This is a genomic window from Variovorax boronicumulans NBRC 103145 (genome assembly GCF_001591345.1).
Classification (GTDB): domain Bacteria; phylum Pseudomonadota; class Gammaproteobacteria; order Burkholderiales; family Burkholderiaceae_C; genus Variovorax; species Variovorax boronicumulans.
The window spans coordinates 1-21203 of record NZ_BCUS01000112.1 but is presented as its reverse complement, the minus strand read 5'-3'; the positions used below and the strand labels follow the sequence as shown (position 1 = coordinate 21203).

The following is a 21203-nucleotide window of genomic DNA, read 5'->3' as shown; positions in this document are numbered from 1 at the left end:
GTGCGCAGCAAGGCTGAAGCCTTGCAAGCGCGGGCAACGCCGCAGACGGCCCCTTTGCCAGCCAACCCGAAGGGAAGGTCTGCCACGGCGGGCCACTCGGCGTTGCGCTCCTTGCGTGTGCGCATGCACACGCGGCGTCACGCGCCTTGATTGGCCCGCCGTGGCAGACCTTCGCGACGCCAGAAATAGGGTGAACAGGCCCTAGCCTTACTTCTTCTGGCCGAAGGCCTCGGCCAGCAGCTCGTACGAGCGCAGCCGGGCCGCATGGTCGAACACCTGCGAGGTGATCATGAGTTCGTCGGCGCCGGTGCGCGCCACGAACGCTTCCACGCCCTGCTTCACCGTCTCGACCGAACCCACCGCCGAGCATGACAGCACCGAATCGAGCAGCGCGTTCTCGGCCGGGCCGACCTTCTGGCGGTAGTTCTCCACCGGCGGCGGCAGGCGCCCCGGGCGGCCGCTGCGCAGGTTCACGAAGGCCTGCTGCCACGAGGTGGCGCGGAACTCGGCTTCGGCGTCGGTGTCGGCCGCGAACACGTTGAAGCCCAGCATCACGTAGGGCTTGCTCAGCTGCGCCGAGGGCTTGAAGGTCTCGCGGTAGATCTGGATGGCCTGCATGATCTGCTGCGGCGCGAAGTGCGAGGCAAAGGCATACGGCAGCCCCAGGTGCGCCGCCAGCTGCGCGCCGAAGGTGCTCGAGCCCAGGATCCACACCGGCACCTCGAGCCCCGCGCCGGGCACGGCGCGCACGGCCTGCTGCGGGTTCTTCGACATGAAGTCCATGAGCTCCATCACGTCCTGCGGGAACTGGTCGGCGTCCGACTCCAGGTTGCGCCGCAGGGCGCGCGCGGTGCGCTGGTCGGAGCCGGGCGCGCGGCCCAGGCCCAGGTCGACGCGCCCCGGGTACAGCGACTCCAGCGTGCCGAACTGCTCGGCGATCACCAGCGGCGAGTGGTTCGGCAGCATCACGCCGCCGGCGCCGATGCGGATGGTGGAGGTGCCCGCGCCCACGTGCGACAGCAGCACGGCCGTGGCCGCGCTCGCGATGCCCGGCATGCCGTGGTGCTCGGCCAGCCAGTAGCGCGTGTAGCCCAGCTTCTCGCCGTGCTGCGCCAGCGACAGCGAGTTGCGGAACGACTGCGCGGCATCGCTGCCTTCGGTGATCGGGGAAAGGTCGAGGATCGAAAGCGGAATCATGGCGCGATCATGGCGCGAACCGCCCGATGCCGTCACGCGCGGGGCTATTCGGTTTGGTATAGCGTCGCGACGCTCGCGAAATCGCGCCCGTGCTGCGTCACATGGACCTGGAAGGGCACGCTCTCGCCCGGCGCGATGGCCGGCAGGTTCTCGATCAGCTTGAAGCCGGTCAGCTGGTCGTTGCGGTCCCGCAGGCTGACCCACAGGCGCACCTTGGCCGCGATGGCCGTGCCGGGGTTCTTCACCGTGCCCGTGACCTCCACGCTCTTGTAAGTGAAGCGCTGGCTGAAGTTGAGCAGCACGCTGCCGGTGCCGGCCTGGGTGCCCGTCACCTGCACCTCCAGCGGCTTGCGCGGGCCGGGCAGTTCGGCGCGGCGCATCGGCTTCCACTCGACCCGGGTCTGCGTGATGCGGTCCACGGCCTTGGGCTCCAGCAGGATCGGAAAGCGCTCGCCCGGGTACAGGGAGGCCAGCGCATCGAGGCGCGTGGTGCCGTCGGCCGTGCTGCCGCCGAAGCGCGAGATCACGGCGCCGGGCGAAATGGCGATGGCGTCGGTGCTGCGGTTCACCAGCTCGGTCATGAACAGCGGCCGCTGGATCGTGCTGCGCCCCGCCACCAGCGGCAGCAGTTCGAGCTGCCGCGGGTCGAAGCGCTCGCTGTCGTCGGCCAGCAGGTCTTCTGTGCCCAGCCGCAGGTCGGGGTGGAAAGCCTCCGGCGCGCCGGCCGTGCGGATCACGCGGTCGGCGCTCAGCACCGTCGTGCGCGCGCCCGAGGGCGTGACGGTGCGGTAGCCGATGCGGTAGTCCCAGGCCGCGATGGCGGCGCCGCGGCCGAAGCGGCTGAGATCGACATCGATCGCCGTGCGTGCGCCGGGCGCCAGCTCGGAACCCGGCGCATGGCCGCGCCCGACGCCGATCACCTGGCCCGCGTCGTCGTACAGCGTGACCAGCGCCTCGATGCTGCCGAATGCCGGCGCACCGGGCGCACCCGCATGCACGAGGCGCCCGACCAGGCGCACGCGCTCGCCCTGCTGCACCAGCCGCACGCGCGAGAACGCCAGGCGCGGCCCGTCGGCGGCGCTGCGGGGTTCGGACAGCTTCTCGACCGTCACGTCCTGCCGCGTGACGTTCTGGCCCGAGGGCAGATCGACCAGCACGGGCGCGGACTCGCCGGGCATCAGCACGTCGATCGGCAGGGATTCGCTGCGCTCGTTCAGCCGCGTGTCGCCGTCGTGGAACACCACCTTCAGGCCGGGCCGTTCGAGCGGCCGGCCGGTTTCGTTGCGCGCCAGCACCAACAGCTTCGGCCGCTCGCCAACCAGCACCTGGCGCGGCTCGGAGAGCTTCAGGCCGTCGGTCGCGATGGTGCGCTCGACGATCGCGCGCGCCACCGAAGGCGCCTCGCTGCGCTTGCCGGAGCCGAACAGCAGCATCGCGACCTGGACGGCCACCGCCACGCCGAGAAAGCCGATCACGACGAAGCCGATCGTGCGCACCATCTGCTTCTGACGCAGCGCCTGTTCGGCCGCGATCTGCTGGCCGGCGTGGTGCTTGACCTGCTGCAGCACGCGCTCCAAGCGGTCAGACACGTCGTCTTCCACCAGCGACATCGAGCCGCAATGCGCGCAGGTGTATTCGTTCAGGCCGGTGCGGCGCAGCGCGCTGCTGCCGCACTCGCCGCATTTGAGGGTCTGCAGGTCGATGCTCATGTGTTTTCTTTTTTGTCTTACCAGCCGAACACGTCGACGACGTTTTCGGCCGCCGCCGCACTGCCCAGCAGCGGCACGAGGCGCTCGACCAGCCGCGCGCGGTGCACCGGGTCGACCTCGCAGTCGTCCTCGTCGGTGAAGATGGTGTCGCCCGCTTCGTCCCACACCTGGCCGATGGTGCCCAGGCAGGCGGCCATCTCGAAGATGTCGGCGAAAAGCGGTTCGTCTTCTTCCCAGGCGCCCGTGCCGTGCATCGCGAACTGGATCGCGCCGGTGCGCAGGTCGAAGATGAACGGATCGGCGCCCTGGTCGGCCACCACCAGCCAATGGTCGGGCCAGTCGGCGATGCGCTCGCCGGTGATGCCGTGCCAGCGGTAGCCCGCCTGCAGCTGCCACAGGCGCGAGAGCGCGGGAATGCTGAACGGGTTGCCGGTGGTCGGCACCGTGAGGCCCGCGTAGCCCACGCGCTCGTTGACCCACTCGCCGAGCGGGCCGACCTGTTGGTAGAAGCTGGCGAGGGCCGCGGGCAAGGCCAGCTCGCCATGCCAGTGCTCGGCGGCGGATTGCGGCGCCAGCGCGCCATGGGAAGCCAGGGCCGCGCGGGCCTGTTCGATCGATGCCACGGGGGTTGTTCTCCGTTCAGGTCAGGCGGACGGCCTGCTGCAATGCGGTGCGCAGTGCGTCGATGTCGCCGGGTGCGACCTCGTGCACGCCCGGCACGCCGGCCAGGCCGCAGGCCGTCGATGCCACCACGGGCACGCCGGCCGCCACGGCGCGCAGCAATGCGCGCGGGGCGTGCTCGACGTGCGCGGGCAGCACGACGACGCGCGCATCGGCCAGCCAGTCGCCCTGCCAGTTCATGTGTTGAATGTGTTCGATGCCCTGCCAGAGTCGCGCGTCGTCCGAGGGCGAGCCCAGCACGCGCAGGCGGCATGGCCAGCCTTGCAGTGCGGCAGCGAGCTCGCGCGCGCCCTTGCGTGCCAGCCCGCTCGCGGCGAACACGACGAGCGGTGGTTCCTGGCGCGCGCTGTGCGTCGCCTTCACCTGCGGCAGCACCCAGTCGAGCCGCTGCAGCGTAGCCTGCGGCGCGTACGTCGCCATCGCCTGCGCCACTCCGGCATGCGGCGTGACAACGACCGCCGCGCGCGAGAGCGCCAGCGCCTCGTCGCGCACCAGCGATGCATCGGCACGGAAGTCGCGCAAGGTGGCGTCGCCGGGCCAGCGCTGCGAGGCGGCATCGAGCTTCTTTTCAATGTCGGCCATCGGCAGTGCGCTGGCCAGCACGGTGAGGCGGCACCCGTCGAGCGCGCCGAGGCGCTGCAGGTGCGGCAGCAGCGACTGCTCGACCACCAGGTGCGTGTGCGCAGGCGCGAGACGCGCGGCAAAGGCCTGCGCGAGCCAGCGCTGGCCGTCGATCAGGCTGGCCTGACGGCGGCCCGCCTGCCGCGCCCAGAGCCGCTGCCACACAGCGCGGCGCAGGCTCGCGGCCCACGCGGTGGTCACCGCTGCGTTCGTCGCGGGCTCGCGATGCCAACCGGCAGCAGGCGCGCGCCAGAACGCGAGCCGCAGCGGCACGGGCTGCATGCGCTGCGCCTGCGGATGCGCCTCGCGCAGGTGGCGTGCGAACTCCGGCGTCCAGCCATCGACGAGGATGGCGGTGCGCCCTTCAGGAGCGACATCGACCGGCGGACGGTGGCGAAAGCACGCCGTCTGGTCGCAGCTCAGGCAGCCGCGCGCCAGCGGCAGCGCGGTGGGCGCGTCGTCGTTCGTGCGCCGCAGCGTGACGGGCTCGGCCGGCACCGCCCGCGGCGTGCGCGCGCGGATGCGCACCACGAGCTCGGTGTCGGTCAGCGCCACTTCGAGCCGCCACGCCTGCCGGGCGCGCAGCTTGACGTCGACGTAGTTCCAGAACACCGTCGCATCGACGGCGTCGCCGTCCGGCATGTCGGCCTGCTCGATGCGCGCCGTGTGGCCGTGGCGCTCGACCAGCTCGAAGCCCGCGCGCACGGCCACCGTGGCGAGCGCGTTCGACAGCTGGCACAGCCCGCCGGCCAGCGTCGGCACCACGCAACCGCCGCGCACCTCGCGCCCGACCACGAAGCCGCGCCCGGCGCCCGGTCGCCCCAGCTGGCGCCAGAAGCTCAGCACCTCGCCGGCCGGCACCTCGATGGCGTCGAAGGCCGGCCGCGCCACGCGCAGGTTGTGCACCTTGCCAGCGACCAGCGGGAATTCGTCGGCCCGGCCGTCGGACCACAAGGGGGTTCGGTGCTGCGCGAGCACCGGCGCGTCGGCCAGTGCATGTTGGCCTCCAGGCCAGCGCCGGGCCGAGGGCCGCAGGGTTTCGCGCAGGGCGTGGGCCGTGGCGAGCAGCCGCGAGCGCAGCCAGAAGTCAATCGCGTCGATGCGGCGCGGCGGCTGCCAGGCCTGCGCACTCACGCGGCGGGGCCTCGCTTGCGCCATTGGCCGAGGTCGGCTTCGATGCGCTCGTTGATGTTGCCGCTCCATTGCGCGCCGAAGCCGGCGTCGCGCAGCAGCTCGACGATGCGGCGGCCGACCACGACGGTGTTGGCTTCGCGCTGCGCGATCTCAGGGATCATGCCGCCGCTGAAGGCGAGGTACAGGCGGCCGGAGCGCACGGCGCCGTCCAGGTCCTGTGCGTGATAGAAGCAGCAGCCGCGGATGCCGGACTCGAGCCGGCCCGCCGCACGCCACTGCTCGCGCACGTCGTCGTGCCCGTCGGACAGCGTGTTGCCGGCGCGGTGCAGGGCGATGATCTTTTCGCTGCGCAGCTGCGCGAACACGGCCTCGAGCCGGTCGTACTCGGTCTGCGCGGGCCACTGCGCCTCGGCGGCGCGCTTGGCGGCGCAGGCGCGCGTGGTTTCGGCCTTGATCCAGGCGCGGTCCTCGGGCGTGAGCTCATCCGGATCGAGGTACTCGTCGGTGATCATCCAGCCGATGTCGGCATCGGCATGGAAGCCGCTCCACACCAGGTCGTGGATGCGTCCGCGCGTGTCTTCGGGGTCGAGAGTGAGGGCCATGCGTAGTGGGTCGTCGCTTGGTTGGCGACGGATCGTGCTTTCATTTTTCGCGGTCGGAACGACGCTCGATTCTCGCGTGTCCGCACCCTGGCTCTGCGTTAATGCGAAAGCATGCGCTCTGGCGGCCATCCCTCCCGCGCCCAAATCATGAGGGATGCGCAAGGCCAAGGCAATGTGACTTTCGGCCAAGAATTCACGGTCATGGCCCATGAAAAAAGCCGACCCTGCGTTGGCAGGGCCGGCTTTTCATGAAGACCTGGAACCTTCGCCGATCCCGTCGGCGAAGCATTCGGGCTGTTGCTTACAGCGGCAGTGCGTCGCCGTGAGCAGCAGCGCGGGCTGCGGCACGAACCGCAGCGCGGTCGACGGTGCTGGCGACGATCGGGGCCACGCCCGACGAAGCGCCTTCGGCGTACGGGTCGGCACTGTGTGCAGCGGCGACAGCGTCGGCACGCACGGCGGCGCGGCTGGCGGTCGACACGATCACTTGTGCGGGGCCTGCATTGGCGCCGGTGGCGTAGGGGTTGGCGCTGTGCGCGGCCACGACAGCTTGGGCGGCGACGTCGGCGCGGCTGGCGGCCGAGGTCAGTTGATGCACGCCTTCATAGCTTTCGGCATGGGCGGCGCCGGCAACGGCCATCAGGGCAACAGCAACGGCGGAGAGGATCTTCGAGGCGGTCATTTGGATTTCTTCCTTCTTCAATTCAGTTCAAGTTCTTGCTTCGGATGTCGAACCGGTCTTGGGTGGGTCACCGCCCCTCTGTTCTTTTTCGGAGGGCGGCCACCTCGCTCGGGGCCCTGTTCACCCAGATCAGCTTTGAGGGCTGGTCCGTGAGATGAATTGTGCGCCTCGATCTAGGTAAAAACCCGTAGCAAAACGAACCGCGGTGTTCACGGATTCGAAACAATTGAAGGGCAGTGAGCGAGCCTCAGGCGTTCGCGACCGCACTGCCGAAGAGCGCCAACGCCGGGGCGATCCGCTCGGCCGGCGTGTTGCCGAACCCGAAGACGAAGCCGGTGCGGACCTGCTCGCTCAGGCAATAGGCGGAGATCGCGGGCACGTCGATGCGGTGCGCCAGCAGCGCCTGGGAAACCGCCGCATCGTCGATCGGCGTGCGCGAGATGGCCGACAGGTGCAGCCCCGAGCCGGTGGTCGACAGCTCGAAATCGCGCCCCACCAGCGTCCTGAAGCAGTGCTCCATGAGCTGCGCGCGTTCGCGATAGCGCACGCCCATGCGCCGGATGTGGGCCGCCAGCTGACCGCTCGCCATGAAGTCGGCCACCACGCCCTGGGTCGGCATGGAGGCCTTGAACGAGAAGATCTGCGTGGCGCAGGCGAAAGCGTCCGCCAGGTCGGGCGGGACCACCAGGTAGGCCAGGTTGAGCGCGGGCGAGATGGAACGGTTGAAGTTCCCGATGTAGATGACCCGCCCTCCGTGGTCCAGCGCCGCCAGCGGAGGCAGCGGCCTGCCGCGGAAATGGAAGGCGTTGTTGAAGTCGTACTCGATCACCCAGGCATTGCGCTCGTGCGCCCACTGCAGGAGCGAGAGGCGCCGCTCCAGCGGCATCGTGCTGCCGAAGGGGAACTGGTTGGTGGGTGACGCCACGATCAGCCGCGCGTCGGGCGCATGGCTGTCGAACCGGCTGCTGTCCAGGCCTTGCAGGTCGATGGGCACGGGCACCAGGTCCGCGCCGAAGCCCATCAAGGCGGCAAGCCGCGTGATGTAGCCCGGGTCTTCCACGATGATGCGATCGCCGTGGTCGGTCAGCACCTGGCCTGCCAGCACGAAGCCCTGCGTCGTGCCGTCGACCACGAGCACCTGGTCCGGCAGGCAGGAAATGCCGTGCGCCTCGCCCACATAGTCCGCGATCTGCTGGCGCAGTTCGGGCAGCCCCATCGGCGAGCCGTAGCCCAGCTCCGCAGCCGGCGCCGAGCGCCAGTACTGCGACGAGACCTTGGCGAACTGCTCGAACGGCAGCTGGTCGAGCGCGGGCACGGTCGGGCTGAGGTCGAACGTGGCATTGCGCTCGGGCGGCAGCGCCAGTTCGGACATCGCCTGCGCGCGCCGCGAGATGTGCCGGGGTGCCGGCGCGGCGACGGGGGCATTCGACGGCGCCCCGGCCGGCGCGCTGCGCTCCTCGGGCAGCACGGCGGCAATGTAGGTGCCCGCCCCGACACGGCCGCTGACATAGCCCTCGGCCAGCAGCCGTTCGTAGACCAGGACCACGGTGTTGCGCGACACGCCGAGTTCCGCGGCCAGCTGGCGGGTGGGCGGCAGCCGCGCGTTCTTGGAGATCCGGCCCTGCACGATGGCCTGGCGGATCTGCTCGAACACCTGGACGTGCAGCGGATCGGAGCCGCTGCGGTCCAGCGAGAGCGAACTCCAGGTCGGGTAGTTGAAGTGCCGCGGCATACGAGATCTCCAGGCCGCCCGTGCCGGACAGGGCTGCGGCGGCCTTCGAATATACGGCCCGGTCGCCCGCGCTAGGCGCCCGCAAGCATGCGCAGGACCTCCTCGTGGCGGCGGGGGTTGCCCGACGCGACCAGCCGGTTGCCGGAATGGATCGTGAGCGGACGCCCCTCCCAATCGGTGATGACGCCGCCGGCGCCCTCGATCACCGGCACCAGCGCGCAGTAGTCGACCTCGCGGTGGCGGCCGCAGTCGATGCCGATGTCGATCGTTCCGTTGGCGATGCAGCCGTACGCATAGCAGCTCGATCCGTACACGCACCATTTGGCGGCGCTGCGCAGCGTCTCGAACGCCTCGCGCTCGCGCGGCCCGAAGGGCTCCGGGTTGCTGCACGACACCAGCGCGTCGGCCAGCGACGGGCACTCGCGGCTGCGGATGCGCTGGCCGTTGAAGGTGGACGGCTGGCCCTGCGCCCCGGCCCATCGGTCGTTGGTGATCGGATGGTCGATCACGCCGATGATCGGCGTGCCGTGGCGCGCCAGCGAAATCAGCGTCCCGTAGATGGGAATGCCCGTGATGAAGGCCTTGGTGCCGTCGATCGGGTCGAGCACCCAGACGTACTCGGCATCGAGGTCCTGGCCCTCGAACTCCTCACCGAGGATGCCGTGCGAGGGATAGCGGTGGCGGATCAGCGTGCGCAGCGTCTGCTCGACATGCTTGTCCACGACGGTGACGGGGCTGTCGTCCTCCTTGGACTCGAAGCCCCTGCGGCTGTACAGGTTCTCGCGCAGGATGGCGCCGCTGGCGTCGGCCAGCCCATGGGCGAAGGCGAGGAATTCGGCCATCGCCGACTCTGGAACGGAAGAAGTGGACACGCGGTCTCCTGGATCAAGTGGGCATGGGCCCGGTGCCGTGCTGCGCCGGCAAGTGGCGAAGATGGCGAGACATGCGGTGCTCCAGCCGCCGCACCAGGTGGTTGGCGGCGAACGCGAAGGCAAGGTAGATCAACCCGGCCGCAATGAAGATCTCGTAGGGGGCGAAGGTGCGCGCCACCAGGGTGTTGGCCACGCCCGTCAGCTCCGACAGCGTGATGGCGCTGGCCAGCGAGGTGCGCTTGATCGTCTTGATCACCTCGTTGCCGTAGGCCGGCAGCGCCAGCAGCATCGCTCGCGGAAGGATGACGTGGCGGTACAGCGCACCGAAGGACAGTCCGAAGGCCTGGCCGGCCTCGACCTCCCCGTGCGGCACCGCCTGGATCGCCCCCCGGAAGATGTGCACGGCGTAGGCCGTCGTGTTCAGCACGAAGGTGATGACAGCGCACCAGTACGGCTTGCGTAGGTAGGGCCAGGCCCAGCTGTCGCGCACCGCATCGATCTGGGCAATGCCGTAGTACACGATGAAGATCTGCACCAGCAGCGGCGTTCCCCGGAAGACCTGCGAGAACACCTCGACGGGCCAGCGCAGCCACCAGGCCTTCTGGACGCGCACGATGGCCAGCGGCACCGCCAGCAGCGTCGCGAGCACCATCGTGATCGCGAAGAGTTCCAGCGTGAGCAGCGCGCCCTGCCAGAGCACCGGAAGGCTCTCGACAATGAGTTCGACATCCATGGTCAGGCCGTCCTTTCACCGCGGGCGCCGCGGCGCTCGAGCTGATGCAGCACGAGCGAACTCAGCACGGTCAGCGTGAGGTAGATGGCGCCGGCACTGAGGTAGAAGAACAGGGCGCGGCGCGTGTCGCTGGTGGCCAGTTCGGAGGCCTTCATCAGCTCGCTGAGCCCCACGATGGAGATCAGCGAGGTGTCCTTGAGCGTCGAGATCCAGATGTTGCCCAGGCCCGGCAGCGCCAGCCGCAGCATCTGCGGGCACTGGATCACGAAGAAGATCTGCAGGGTGCCCATGCCCACGGCCATGCCGGCCTCCACCTGCCCGCGGGGAATGGCCGTGAGCGCGCCACGGAACACCTCCGAGGCGTAGCCGCCGAAGATCAGTGCCAGTGCGAACACGCCCGCCGGATAGGGCGGAATCTCGACCATGCCCGCGTCGGGCCTGACCAGCGCGAGCAGCCGGCTCAAGACCACCGTGCTGCCGAAGTACACCATCAGGATCAGCAGCAGTTGCGGGATGCCCCGTATCGCCGTGATGTAGGCCTCGGCCAGCCAGCGCACCGCCTTGAAGCGGGACAGGCAGGCCGCCGCGCCCAGCAGCCCCAGCGCGATGCCGAACACCGACGACACCAGCGCCACCTCCACGGTCGTCCAGGCGCCCTGCGCGATGGTCGGCCCCCAGCCGTTGAACATGTCCATGGTGTCGTCAGAAATCGATGAGCGGATTGGGCGGTGCGACGGCGTCAGTGCCAGACCGCGGGCAGCACACTGAAGCTCCAGTACTTCTGGTTGATCGCCTTGAAGGTCCCGTCGGCAAACATGCCCTTGAGCGCCGCGTTGATCTCGTCGCGCAGCGCCGCGGCCCCCTTGGGCAAGCCGACGGCCACGCCTTCGCCCAGGTACTTGGGCGCCTCGATCTCGGGGCTGACGAACTCGTAGTTGCGCCCTTCCGGCTTTTCCAGGAAGTCGGTGCGAACCTTCATGGGGCTCACGAGCATGAGGTCGATGCGGCCGGCCACGAGGTCCAGCAGCATGTTCTCGGCCGAGTCGTAGCGCGTGATCTCGACGCCGGAGAACTCGCCCGCAAGGTAGCTGTCGTTGGTGGTGGCCCGCTGCACGCCCACCACCTTGCCCTTGAGCGCGCCTGCGTTGGGCGTGTTGTCGGGCTTCATCGGGAGCAGCCCCCCGTTCTTGCGGCCCACGAAGCGCGCCGTCGAGGCCCGGTAGGGAACGGAGAAATCGATGCTCTTCTTGCGCGTCTCGGTGATCGAGAGGCTCGAGGCGACGATGTCGATCTTCCTGGAAAGCAGCGCGGGAATCAGCCCGTCGAACCCCAGGCAGACGAACTGCACGTTGGCGTTCATCCGCCGCCCGATCTCGCGGGCGATGTCGATCTCGAAACCCTTCAGCTCGCCCGACGCATCGCGGTAGTTGAAGGGCGGATAGGTGCACTGCACCCCGGCCTTGATCTCGCGGCCCATGGCGGCGACGGAGCACGCGGCCAGCAGGCCTGCGAACAACCATTTCTTCATTTCGTCTCCAGTTCTTGGTTCGTGATGTCGTGGCTACAGAACGCTGTCGAGGAACTTGCGGCAACGCTCGCTGCGCGGATTGCCGAACACGTCGGCAGGCGCCCCGCGTTCCTCGATCTTTCCCTTGTGCAGGAAGGCGACCTCGGTCGAGACCTCGCGTGCGAACGCCATCTCGTGGGTGACCATCACCATGGTGCGCCCCTCCTCGGCCAGCAGGCGGATCACCTTCAGCACCTCGCCCACGAGCTCGGGGTCGAGGGCGGACGTGGGCTCGTCGAACAGCAGCAGCTTGGGCTCCATGGCCAGCGCGCGGGCGATCGCGCAGCGCTGCTGCTGGCCGCCCGAGATGTGGGCCGGGTAGTGCCGCAGCCGGTCGCCGAGCCCGACCTTCGCCAGCAGCGCCTCGGCCCGTTCCGTCGCTTCGCGGCGCGACAGCCCCAGCACCTTCATGGGCGGCATGGCCACGTTCTCCAGCACGGTCATGTGGCTCCACAGGTTGAAGTTCTGGAACACCATGCCGATGCCCGCGCGCAACCGGTTCACCTGGCTCTTGCTGGCGGGGCTCGACTGCCCTGCCGACGACCGGCGCATGCGGATCTCCTCGCCATCGATGGCGACGGTGCCGGCGTCGGGCACTTCGAGCAGGTTGAGGCAGCGCAGGAAGGTGCTCTTGCCCGAGCCGCTGGCGCCGATGAGGGTGACCACGTCGTGCTCGTGGGCGCACAGGTCGATGCCGCGCAGCACGTCCAGCGCGCCGAAGCGTTTCTCGATGCCGGTGGCAGACACGATCTGCCTGCCCTGTTGTCGTTGGGGGTCGCTCAAGTGAGTTCCTTTTGAACGGTGCTGGCGCTTCGCCTAGAAGGTCCCGGGATAGGCCCCGCCGTCGAGCAGCAGATTCTGTGCGTTGATGTAGCCGGCATGGGCGCTGCACAGGAAGGCGCAGGCACGGCCGAACTCCATCGGATCGCCGAAGCGCGCGGCCGGGCTGCGGCCCTGCCATTCGGTCTGCTCGGCCTCGAACGATCGCCCCGACCCGGCCGCGGCAGCCTCCACCGTGGCGCGCAGGCGGTCGGTGGCGAACGAGCCGGGCAGCAGGTTGTTGATGGTGACGTTGCGATGCGCCGTGCGCCGCGCCAGGCCGGCCACGAAACCGGTGAGCCCGCTGCGCGCGCCGTTGGACAGGCCCAGGATGTCGATGGGCGCCTTCACCGAGGACGAGGTGATGTTGACGATGCGGCCGAAGCCGCGATCCATCATGCCGTCCACCGTTGCCTTGATCAGCTCGATGGGCGTCAGCATGTTGGCGTTGAGCGCCACCATCCAGTCGTCGCACGTCCATTGGCGGAAGTCGCCCGGCTTGGGGCCTGCGGCATTGGTCACCAGGATGTCCGGCGCGGGGCAGGCCTCGAGGACGAGCGCCCGCCCCTGCGCCGTCGTGACGTCGGCGGCCACCGTGCGCACGTGCACGCCGGTGGCCTCGCGAATGTCGTCGGCGGTGGCCTCGAGCGCCTGCGCGCCGCGCGCCACGATGGTGAGCGATGCGCCGTCTTCCGCCAGCGCGAACGCGCACGCCCGGCCCAGCCCCTTGCTCGCGGCGCACACCAGCGCCGTCTTGCCCTTGATTCCCAGATCCATGGCGACCTCTTGCTTCAGATGAAGTTCGCGGCGACCGTGCCGAAGCGGTCGAACGAGGATTGCACCCGCATGCCCTGCGACGCGCGGTACTGCCGCGTGAAGGAGCCGGACATCACCTGCATCCCGGCCTCCAGCGCCAGCCCGAATTCGGCCAGCTTGTTCGCCAGCCACAGCACCGAGAGCAGCCCGCCGCCCTGCATGACCGCCGAGCCGGAGGCCGTCTCGCTGACGGCGCCGTCGACCTGCACCGTCACATTGGCGCCGGCCAGGTCGCGGTTGTCTGCCGTCAGCGGCACGGCCGCCCCCGTCACATAGGCCTTCTGCTGCGCGTTGTCCGCCATGGCCAGCGCCAGGTTGCCGGCGAACGGACCGCGGACCTCCACGATCTCCAGGGCCGGTGCGGCGTGCGTCACGGCGGCAGCGACCTCCTCCAGGCTCACGCCGGGTCCGCGCAGCGTCTTGCCGATGGTCAGGCACAGCTCGTTCTCGAAGCCCGGCGCGATCAGCTCGGAAAAACGATAGGCCTGCCCGCTCGCATGTCGGCCGCTTTCCAGCAGATAGCCGAAGCAGGGCTCGTGCACCTGCTGCTGCACGCGCATGGCCTCGGCGGTGAGGCCGACCTTCCAGCCCGTCTGCCGCTCGCCCCTGGCCAGGCGCTTGTGCAGCAGGGCCAGCTGCACCTCGTAGCCCTGCTGCAGGGAGAACTTCCCGGCCCATTCCGACGGCATGTGGCGTCCGTCCTCCATGGCTTGCCAAAGGGCGCCCGCAATGTCTTGGGTGTTCATCGCATCCTCATCGTGTGGTTGGGTGGTGTTCCAGGTAGGTGGCCAGGCGGCGAACGCCGTCGTCCAGGCGCGGCGTGCCGCTCGCGTAGCACCAGCGCAGGTAGCCTTCGCCCTCGGGGCCAAAGGCCACGCCGGGCGCCAGCCCCAGCCCGGCCTCGGCCACGAGCTGCTTGCAGAACGCGAGGCTGTCCGTCACGCCTTCGACACGGAAGAAGGTGTACATCGCGCCCCGGGCGGGCGCGGCGAGTTCGACCCCCGGCACGCTCCCCAGGCGCGCCGCCAGGTGGTCCCTGCCCTGGCGCAGCCGCTCGACGGTGCGGGCAATGGCATCCTCCCCGCGCGCCAGGGCGACCACCCCCGCCGCCTGGACGAAGGGCGGCGCGCAGGTGCTGCTGTACTCGATCAGCTTGCCGATGTCGCCCAGCATCGCCGGCGGCACGACGATCCAGCCCAGGCGCCATCCGGTCATGCGCCAGGCCTTGGAAAAGGAGTTGCAGCTGATGACCCGGTCCTCGGGCGTCGCGATGTCCAGGAAGGACGGCGCGCACGGCGCATCGAAGCTGATGCGCTGGTAGACATCGTCGCTGACGATCCAGATGCCCAGGCGCCGGCAGTGCGCGAGGATGGCTTCCTGCGCCTCGCGCGAAAGGGTCCAACCCGTCGGATTGTTGGGCGCGTTCAGCAGCAGCGCGCGGGTGCCCGGCTGAAGCGCTTCCAGAAGGCGCTGCTCGTCGAGCACCCAGCCCGCCGCGGTGAACTGCAATGCGACGGTCTCCACGTGCGCGCCCAGCACCTTGGGCATCTCGACCAGGTTGGGCCACAGCGGCGTCACGGCCACGACGCGGTCGCCGGGGTTCAGCAGCGCCTGCAGGGCCAGCATCAGCGCATGCGTGCCCGAACTCGTCACCGCCACCCGTTCGACGCCGATCGGGCCATGCCAGCGCGACAGGTACCGAGCGATCTCCTCGCGCAACGCGGGCTCGCCCAGCGTCTGGACGTAGAAGGTGCGCCTGTTCTCGAGGGCGGCGATCGCAGCGCCGCAGATCTCGTCCGGCGTTTCCTCGTCGGGCTCGCCGAACCAGAAAGGCAGGATGTCCTTGCGGTCCATGCCCGCATTGGCGACCTCGCGGATCTTCGAGGACCGCAGGGCCTGGACTTCGGCGCGTGCGACGGTCGATGGCGGGCAGTGGGAGGCGGCGCTCTGCATGTCGTGCTTGTCTCGGTGTTCTATGGCCTGCATGCTCCGACGCCGCACGGTGCGGGACAAGGACCAATTCCGTGCGCCGAGGCGGACCAATCGCGGCGAACCGGCCGACAGCGATGCGCTGCTGCACGGCGCTATTCAGCAGAACGGCCGGAGCCAATGGGTTGATTGCCGCCGGGATTTGCCCCTCTGAACACAGTCATTGCCGTCGAAAAGGGCCTCACGTCAAACGCTTCCCCTGCGCTCAACGGCCAGACGAACACAGAGGCTGCACTTCCTTGGCAAAACAGCACTTTCCCGGGCGCGACCGCCCATGGAGAGAATTCGAAATAAAAAGGGCAAAAAAAAGGCCTGCCTTCGAAAAGGCAGGCCTTCATTGAAAAGCTCGAGGAGCCGGTTTCAGAACGGAATGTCGTCATCCATGTCGTCGAAGCCCGACGACGACTTGGCCGGAGCCTGGCGCGGCGCCGGTGCCGGGGCACGCGGTGCGGCCGCGGGAGCACGCGGGGCGTAACCGCCACCGCCGCCACCACCACCACCTTGCGAGTAACCACCGCCGCCGCCCCCGCCTTGCGAGTAGCCGCCGTCGTCTTCCGGACCGCCCGACGGGCCGCCCTGGCCCTGGCGGCTGCCCAGCATTTGCATCTGGTCGGCGCGGATTTCGGTGGTGTACTTTTCGATGCCGTCCTTGTCGGTCCACTTGCGCGTGCGCAGCGAGCCTTCGACGTACACCTGCGAGCCCTTGCGCAGGTACTGGCCGGCGATTTCGGCCAGGCGGCCGTTGAACACGATGCGGTGCCATTCGGTGGCTTCGCGCATCTCACCGCTTTGCTTGTCTTTCCAGCGATCGGTGGTGGCCACGGTGACGTTTGCGACCTGATCGCCGCTCGGGAATGTCCGCATTTCGGGGTCGCGCCCCAGGTTGCCGACGACGATGACTTTATTGACCGATGCCATATGCACTGCCCCTGATAAGTAGATGAAGGAGGAGGTTGAGAGGAACCCTCCATTCTGCCTGAGCCGAAATCGGCCCGGCGCCGGCCAGCCTGGGCGGGGGCGTCCGCCGCCGTCCATCCCCTAGTCATGACAGGCGGGGCCGGCGCCTCTATCATGTCCGGTTGCCCTCGGACGACCGCACCCCTTGAATTCACCCACCACTGAAGACACCCCGGAGCGTGACGCCTACCTTGGCGCCCTGCTCGCCCAGCAGCGCATCAGCATCCGCGGCGCGCGCACCCACAACCTGAAGAACGTCGATCTCGACATCCCGCGCAACAAGCTGGTGGTGATCACCGGCCTGTCGGGCTCGGGCAAGTCGAGCCTGGCGTTCGACACGCTGTATGCCGAGGGGCAGCGGCGCTACGTGGAAAGCCTCTCGGCCTATGCGCGGCAGTTCCTGCAGCTCATGGACAAGCCCGACGTCGACGTGATCGAGGGCCTGTCGCCCGCCATCAGCATCGAGCAGAAGGCCACCAGCCACAACCCGCGCTCCACCGTGGGCACGGTGACCGAGATCCACGACTACCTGCGCCTCTTGTACGCCCGCGCCGGCACGCCCTTCTGCCCCGACCACCACCTGCCGCTGCAGGCGCAGACGGTGTCGCAGATGGTCGACGCGGTGCTGGCCCTGCCCGACGAGCCCCGGCTGATGATCCTGGCACCCGTGGCGCGCGAGAAAAAGGGCGAGTTCCTCGAGCTCTTCACCGAGATGCAGGCCGCCGGCTACGTGCGCTTTCGCGTCGACGGGCAGACCTACGAATACAACGACCTGCCCAAGCTCAAGAAGACCGAGAAGCACGACATCGACGTGGTCATCGACCGCCTGCGCGCGCGCCCCGACATGCAGCAGCGCCTGGCCGAGAGCTTCGAGGCCGCGCTGCGCCTGGCCGAGGGCCGCGCCATTGCGCTGGAGCTGGGCGCAAAGCCGGAAGGCAGCGCCGATGGCGCTGCGGGCGCGCCCGACAAGGAGCACCTGTTCAACGCCAAGTTCGCCTGCCCGATCTGCCACTACTCGCTGTCGGAGCTCGAACCGCGCCTGTTCTCGTTCAACTCGCCCGTGGGCGCCTGCCCGAGCTGCGACGGCCTGGGCCACCGCGAGGTGTTCGACCCGGTGCGCGTGGTGGCGTTTCCGTCGCTGTCGATCGCCAGCGGCGCCATCAAGGGCTGGGACCGCCGCAACGGCTATTACTTCAGCATGGTCGAGAGCGTGGCCAAGCACTACAAGTTCGACGTCGACGCGCCCTTCGAGTCGCTGCCGGCCTCGGTGCAGCAGACGCTGCTGCACGGCTCGGGCGGCGAAGAGATCAAGTTCAACTACACCATGGAGTCGGGCAACTTCGCGGGCAAGAAGCTCACGAAGAAGCACCCCTTCGAGGGGATCATCCCGAACATGACGCGGCGCTACCGCGAGACCGACTCGGTGATGGTGCGCGAAGACCTCGCGCGCTTTCGCAACCAGCAGCCCTGCCCCGACTGCGGCGGCTCGCGGCTGCGGCGCGAGGCGCGCAATGTTTTCCTGGTCGATGATGCCGGGCACGTGGGCGCGAACGGCGGCGAGCCGCCGCGCATGGCCATCTTCGAACTCAGCAACCTCACGCTGCGCGACGCCTACGCCTGGTTCAGCACGCTGAAGCTGCGCGGCGCCAAGGCCGACATCGCCGACAAGGTGGTGCGCGAGATCGGCCTGCGCCTGAAATTCCTCAACGACGTGGGCCTCAATTACCTGAGCCTGGACCGCAGCGCCGAGACGCTCTCGGGCGGCGAGGCGCAGCGCATCCGCCTCGCGTCGCAGATCGGCTCGGGCCTCACGGGCGTGATGTACGTGCTCGACGAGCCCAGCATCGGCCTGCACCAGCGCGACAACGACCGCCTCATCGGCACGCTCAAACACCTGCGCGACATCGGCAACAGCGTGATCGTGGTCGAGCACGACGAGGACATGATCCACGCCGCCGACCATGTGATCGACATGGGCCCCGGCGCCGGCGTGCACGGCGGGCGCGTGATGGCCCAGGGCACGTATGCCCAGGTGTCGGCCAACCCCGATTCGCTCACCGGCCAGTACCTCTCGGGCGTGAAGAAAATCGAGGTGCCCAAGCACCGCACCGCGTGGCTGCCGGCCGTGAAGAAGCCGGCCTTCAACGAAGGCAAGAAGCCCTCACGCTTTCCGCAGAGCCCCGCGGCCGAACGCCGCGCCGCGCGCGAGGCGGCCCATCTGGCTTCGCAGACCGACCTGCAGGAGATCCGCGTGGTCGGCGCCACCGGCAACAACCTGAAGAACGTGAGCGTGGCCTTCCCCGTGGGCCTCTTGACCTGCGTGACCGGCGTCTCGGGCTCGGGCAAGTCGACGCTGGTGAACGACACGCTCTACACCGCCGTGGCGCGCACGCTGTACCGCGCGCACGAAGAGCCGGCCGCGCACGAATCGGTGGAAGGCATCGAGTACTTCGACAAGGTCATCAACGTCGACCAGTCGCCCATCGGCCGCACGCCGCGCAGCAACCCGGCCACCTACACGGGCCTGTTCACGCCGATCCGTGAGCTGATGGCCGAGACCAACACCGCGCGCGAGCGCGGCTACGGCCCGGGCCGCTTCAGCTTCAACGTGGCGGGCGGCCGCTGCGAGGCCTGCCAGGGCGACGGCGTGGTGAAGGTCGAGATGCACTTCCTGCCCGACGTGTACGTGCCCTGCGAGGTCTGCCACGGCCAGCGCTACAACCGCGAGACGCTCGAGGTCCAGTACAAGGGCCGGAACATCGCGCAGATCCTCGAGATGACGGTTGAGGTGGCGCACGAGTTCCTCAAGGCCGTGCCGACCATCGAGCGCAAGCTGCGCACGCTGCTGGACGTGGGCCTGAGCTACATCAAGCTGGGCCAGTCGGCCACCACGCTGTCGGGCGGCGAAGCGCAGCGCGTGAAGCTCGCGCTCGAGCTGAGCAAGCGCGACACGGGCCGCACGCTGTACATCCTCGACGAACCGACCACCGGCCTGCACTTCGCGGACATCGAACTGCTGCTCAAGGTGCTGCACCAGCTGCGCGACGCGGGCAACACCATCGTCGTCATCGAGCACAACCTGGACGTCATCAAGACCGCCGACTGGCTCATCGACATGGGCCCCGAAGGCGGCGCCGGCGGCGGCACGGTGGTGGGCGAAGGCACGCCGGAAGACATCGCGGCGAACGAGGCGAGCCACACGGGCCGCTACCTCAAGCGCCTGCTGTAGCCGCGCCGCCAGCACGAATGCGCGGGCCGCGCCACAATCGCGGCCCATGCCTTCCTTCACGCCGCGCCAGTTCGTTCTTCTTGTGCTCCTCACCCTCGCGTGGGGCTTCAACTGGCCAGTGATGAAGCTCGGCGTGGCCGACTACCCGCCGCTGGCCTTCCGCGCGATTTCGATCTGGCTGGGCGTGCCCGTGCTGGCGATCGCGCTGGTGGTGATGAAGGTGCCGTTCCGCGTGCCGCGCAGCGCCTGGCCCGAGCTGGTGTGGCTGGGCGCGACCAACATGTTCGTCTGGCACGCCTGCATCATCCTGGCGGTGAAGGCGCTCTCGGGCGGGCGCGCCGCGATCCTGGGCTACACGATGCCGGTGTTCTCCGCCGTCATCGGCGCACTGCTGTTCTCGGCCGTGCTCACGCGCCGCGCATGGACCGGCGTGGGTGCCTGCGCCATCGGCGTCGGGCTGCTGCTGTGGCACGAGCTCACCGACTTCGCCGGTCGCCCCGGCTACGTGGCACTGGCGCTGGTGGCCGCCGCCACCTGGGCGCTGGGCACGCAGCTGCTGCGCCACACGCGCATCGGCCTGCCCACGCTCACGCTCTCGTTCTGGATGACGGCCATGACGGCCGTGGTGATGACGGTGCTGTCGCTGCTGTTCGAGCGCGACCAGTGGCGTTCGCCGGGCGCCGTGACCTGGGGATCGATCGCCTACAACGCGGTGCTGATCTTCGGCTTCGCGCACGCGGCCTGGTTCTACCTGGCGCGCGGCCTGCCACCGGTGGCCTCGACCCTGAGCGTGATGTTCATCCCCGTGCTCGGCGTGTTCAGCGGCGCCGTGTGGCTCGGCGAAGTCGTGCACTGGCAGGACTGGGTGGCGGTGGCGCTGATGATGGTCGCCATCGCCTCCGTGCTCTTGCCTTCACGCAGCAGCAGCAACGCGAAGGCCTGACCTCAGGTCGTCGTCTGCACGTGCAGGCGGCTGGTCTTGCAGCGGTGCAGCGCGCGGTAGTGCTCCAGCGGCCGGCCGTTGGCACCGTAGGCGATCGACTCGATGCGCAGCAGCGGCTCGGGCTGCGGCAGGTCGAGCAGGCGGCAGGTTTCCGCGTCGGGCAGCACGGCATCGATCCAGCGTTCGGCGCGCACCAGCCGCACGCCGTACTGGCGGCGCAGCACGTCGTACAGCGAGCGGTCGTCCAGCCGCGTGCGGTGCAGGCCCGGCGCCAGGTCGGCCGGCACGGCCGTCTCGACCAGCAGGCGCAGCTCGCCGTCGACGCTGCGCAGGCGCTTGAGGCCGACCACCTGCGCGTCTTCGGTGAGGCCCAGCGCGGCGGCTTCCTGCGCGGTGGCGGCGCGCAGTTCCTGCACGAGGATCTGCGTGCGCACCGAGCGGCCCTTGCGTTCCATCTCGTCGGAAAAGCCCAGCACGGTGGAGACGAAGTCTTCGTCGCGCTCGCGCGCCGACACGAAGGCGCCGCGGCCCTTGATCTTGTAGATGAGGTTGTTGCGCACCAGGTCGGCCAGCGCCTCGCGCACCACGATGCGCGAGATGCCGAACTGCTCGCCCAGCTCGGCCTCGGACGGCAGCTTGGCGCCGATGGGCAGCACGCCCTGCAGGATCTGCAGCCGGATGGCGTCGCGGAACTGCGCCCACAGCGGCGATTCGGAGTTGCGGTCGAGCGAGGTCGTCGACACGGTGTCGGGGGCGGTGGAAAGGGTCACGTTAGGTCGGGCCGAGGACGGGGCTGGCCATCAATGATGCATCGAAAGCGGAAGGCGCCGGCTCGTGGGCCGCCACCGGCTGCAGGCGCACGCCATGCCGCTCGCGCAGGGCGGCGGCGCAGGCGCTGAGTTCCTGGTGGGCGCGGGCCG

Annotated in this window: 19 protein-coding genes; 2 read left to right on the top strand and 17 right to left on the bottom strand. The window is 69.2% G+C overall.

Annotation, left to right across the window (positions count from 1 at the left end):
* Positions 1-207 precede the first annotated feature (207 nt).
* The 16 genes from VBO01S_RS25050 to ssb form a co-directional block, all read right to left on the bottom strand.
* Positions 208-1197 (bottom strand): LLM class flavin-dependent oxidoreductase, encoded by a 990-nt coding sequence (locus VBO01S_RS25050; protein WP_062480483.1) that lies wholly within the window; start codon positions 1195-1197, stop codon positions 208-210.
* Positions 1198-1241: 44 nt separating this feature from the next.
* Entirely contained in the window at positions 1242-2906 is a 1665-nt protein-coding gene (locus tag VBO01S_RS25045) for an FxLYD domain-containing protein (RefSeq protein ID WP_062480481.1), read from the bottom strand.
* A gap of 17 nt (positions 2907-2923) precedes the next feature.
* Positions 2924-3529: a hypothetical protein gene (locus VBO01S_RS25040; RefSeq protein ID WP_062480479.1), complete on the bottom strand. Its 606-nt coding sequence runs from the start codon at positions 3527-3529 to the stop codon at positions 2924-2926.
* Positions 3530-3545: 16 nt separating this feature from the next.
* A complete protein-coding gene (locus tag VBO01S_RS25035; protein ID WP_255221191.1) occupies positions 3546-5342 on the bottom strand; it encodes a VanW family protein in 1797 nt (598 codons plus the stop codon).
* Complete coding sequence (locus VBO01S_RS25030) at positions 5339-5944, bottom strand: DUF6891 domain-containing protein (RefSeq protein WP_062480476.1); 606 nt, start codon at positions 5942-5944, stop codon at positions 5339-5341. The genes VBO01S_RS25035 and VBO01S_RS25030 overlap by 4 nt, the downstream gene beginning before the upstream one ends.
* A 301-nt stretch (positions 5945-6245) precedes the next feature.
* Positions 6246-6626 carry a hypothetical protein gene (locus tag VBO01S_RS25025; protein WP_062480474.1) on the bottom strand — a complete coding sequence of 127 codons (381 nt, stop codon included), beginning with the start codon at positions 6624-6626 and terminating at the stop codon, positions 6246-6248.
* Positions 6627-6873: 247 nt separating this feature from the next.
* A complete protein-coding gene (pdxR, locus tag VBO01S_RS25020) occupies positions 6874-8358 on the bottom strand; it encodes a MocR-like pyridoxine biosynthesis transcription factor PdxR (RefSeq protein WP_062480472.1) in 1485 nt (494 codons plus the stop codon).
* 71 nt (positions 8359-8429) lie between these two features.
* The gene (locus VBO01S_RS25015; RefSeq protein ID WP_218005417.1) at positions 8430-9230 is read right to left on the bottom strand and encodes an inositol monophosphatase family protein; all 801 of its coding nucleotides are present in this window, start codon (positions 9228-9230) and stop codon (positions 8430-8432) included.
* Between the two features lie 13 nt (positions 9231-9243).
* Positions 9244-9963: an ABC transporter permease gene (locus tag VBO01S_RS25010; RefSeq protein ID WP_062480468.1), complete on the bottom strand. Its 720-nt coding sequence runs from the start codon at positions 9961-9963 to the stop codon at positions 9244-9246.
* A 2-nt stretch (positions 9964-9965) separates the two neighbouring features.
* Positions 9966-10658, bottom strand: coding sequence for an ABC transporter permease (locus tag VBO01S_RS25005; protein WP_062480466.1), 693 nt, complete (start codon positions 10656-10658; stop codon positions 9966-9968).
* Positions 10659-10702: 44 nt separating this feature from the next.
* A complete protein-coding gene (locus VBO01S_RS25000) occupies positions 10703-11491 on the bottom strand; it encodes a transporter substrate-binding domain-containing protein (protein ID WP_062480464.1) in 789 nt (262 codons plus the stop codon).
* A 33-nt stretch (positions 11492-11524) separates the two neighbouring features.
* Entirely contained in the window at positions 11525-12313 is a 789-nt protein-coding gene (locus VBO01S_RS24995; RefSeq protein WP_062480462.1) for an ABC transporter ATP-binding protein, read from the bottom strand.
* Between the two features lie 33 nt (positions 12314-12346).
* The gene (locus VBO01S_RS24990; RefSeq protein ID WP_062480460.1) at positions 12347-13126 is read right to left on the bottom strand and encodes an SDR family oxidoreductase; all 780 of its coding nucleotides are present in this window, start codon (positions 13124-13126) and stop codon (positions 12347-12349) included.
* Between the two features lie 14 nt (positions 13127-13140).
* Complete coding sequence (locus VBO01S_RS24985; RefSeq protein WP_157627453.1) at positions 13141-13911, bottom strand: 2-keto-4-pentenoate hydratase; 771 nt, start codon at positions 13909-13911, stop codon at positions 13141-13143.
* 7 nt (positions 13912-13918) lie between these two features.
* Positions 13919-15118, bottom strand: coding sequence for a pyridoxal phosphate-dependent aminotransferase (locus tag VBO01S_RS24980; protein WP_062480456.1), 1200 nt, complete (start codon positions 15116-15118; stop codon positions 13919-13921).
* Positions 15119-15514: 396 nt separating this feature from the next.
* Positions 15515-16072: a single-stranded DNA-binding protein gene (gene ssb / locus VBO01S_RS24975; RefSeq protein ID WP_062480453.1), complete on the bottom strand. Its 558-nt coding sequence runs from the start codon at positions 16070-16072 to the stop codon at positions 15515-15517.
* Positions 16073-16256: 184 nt separating this feature from the next.
* On the opposite strand from ssb, the gene uvrA reads away from it, so the two are divergent.
* Both uvrA and VBO01S_RS24965 read left to right on the top strand, forming a co-directional pair.
* Positions 16257-19340 (top strand): excinuclease ABC subunit UvrA, encoded by a 3084-nt coding sequence (gene uvrA / locus VBO01S_RS24970; protein WP_062480452.1) that lies wholly within the window; start codon positions 16257-16259, stop codon positions 19338-19340.
* A 46-nt stretch (positions 19341-19386) separates the two neighbouring features.
* Positions 19387-20283, top strand: a complete 897-nt coding sequence (locus VBO01S_RS24965) for a DMT family transporter (protein WP_062480450.1) — start codon at positions 19387-19389, stop codon at positions 20281-20283.
* A 2-nt stretch (positions 20284-20285) separates the two neighbouring features.
* On the opposite strand, the gene VBO01S_RS24960 is transcribed toward VBO01S_RS24965, so the two are convergent.
* Complete coding sequence (locus tag VBO01S_RS24960; RefSeq protein WP_172438465.1) at positions 20286-21053, bottom strand: GntR family transcriptional regulator; 768 nt, start codon at positions 21051-21053, stop codon at positions 20286-20288.
* Positions 21054-21203: the final 150 nt, after the last annotated feature.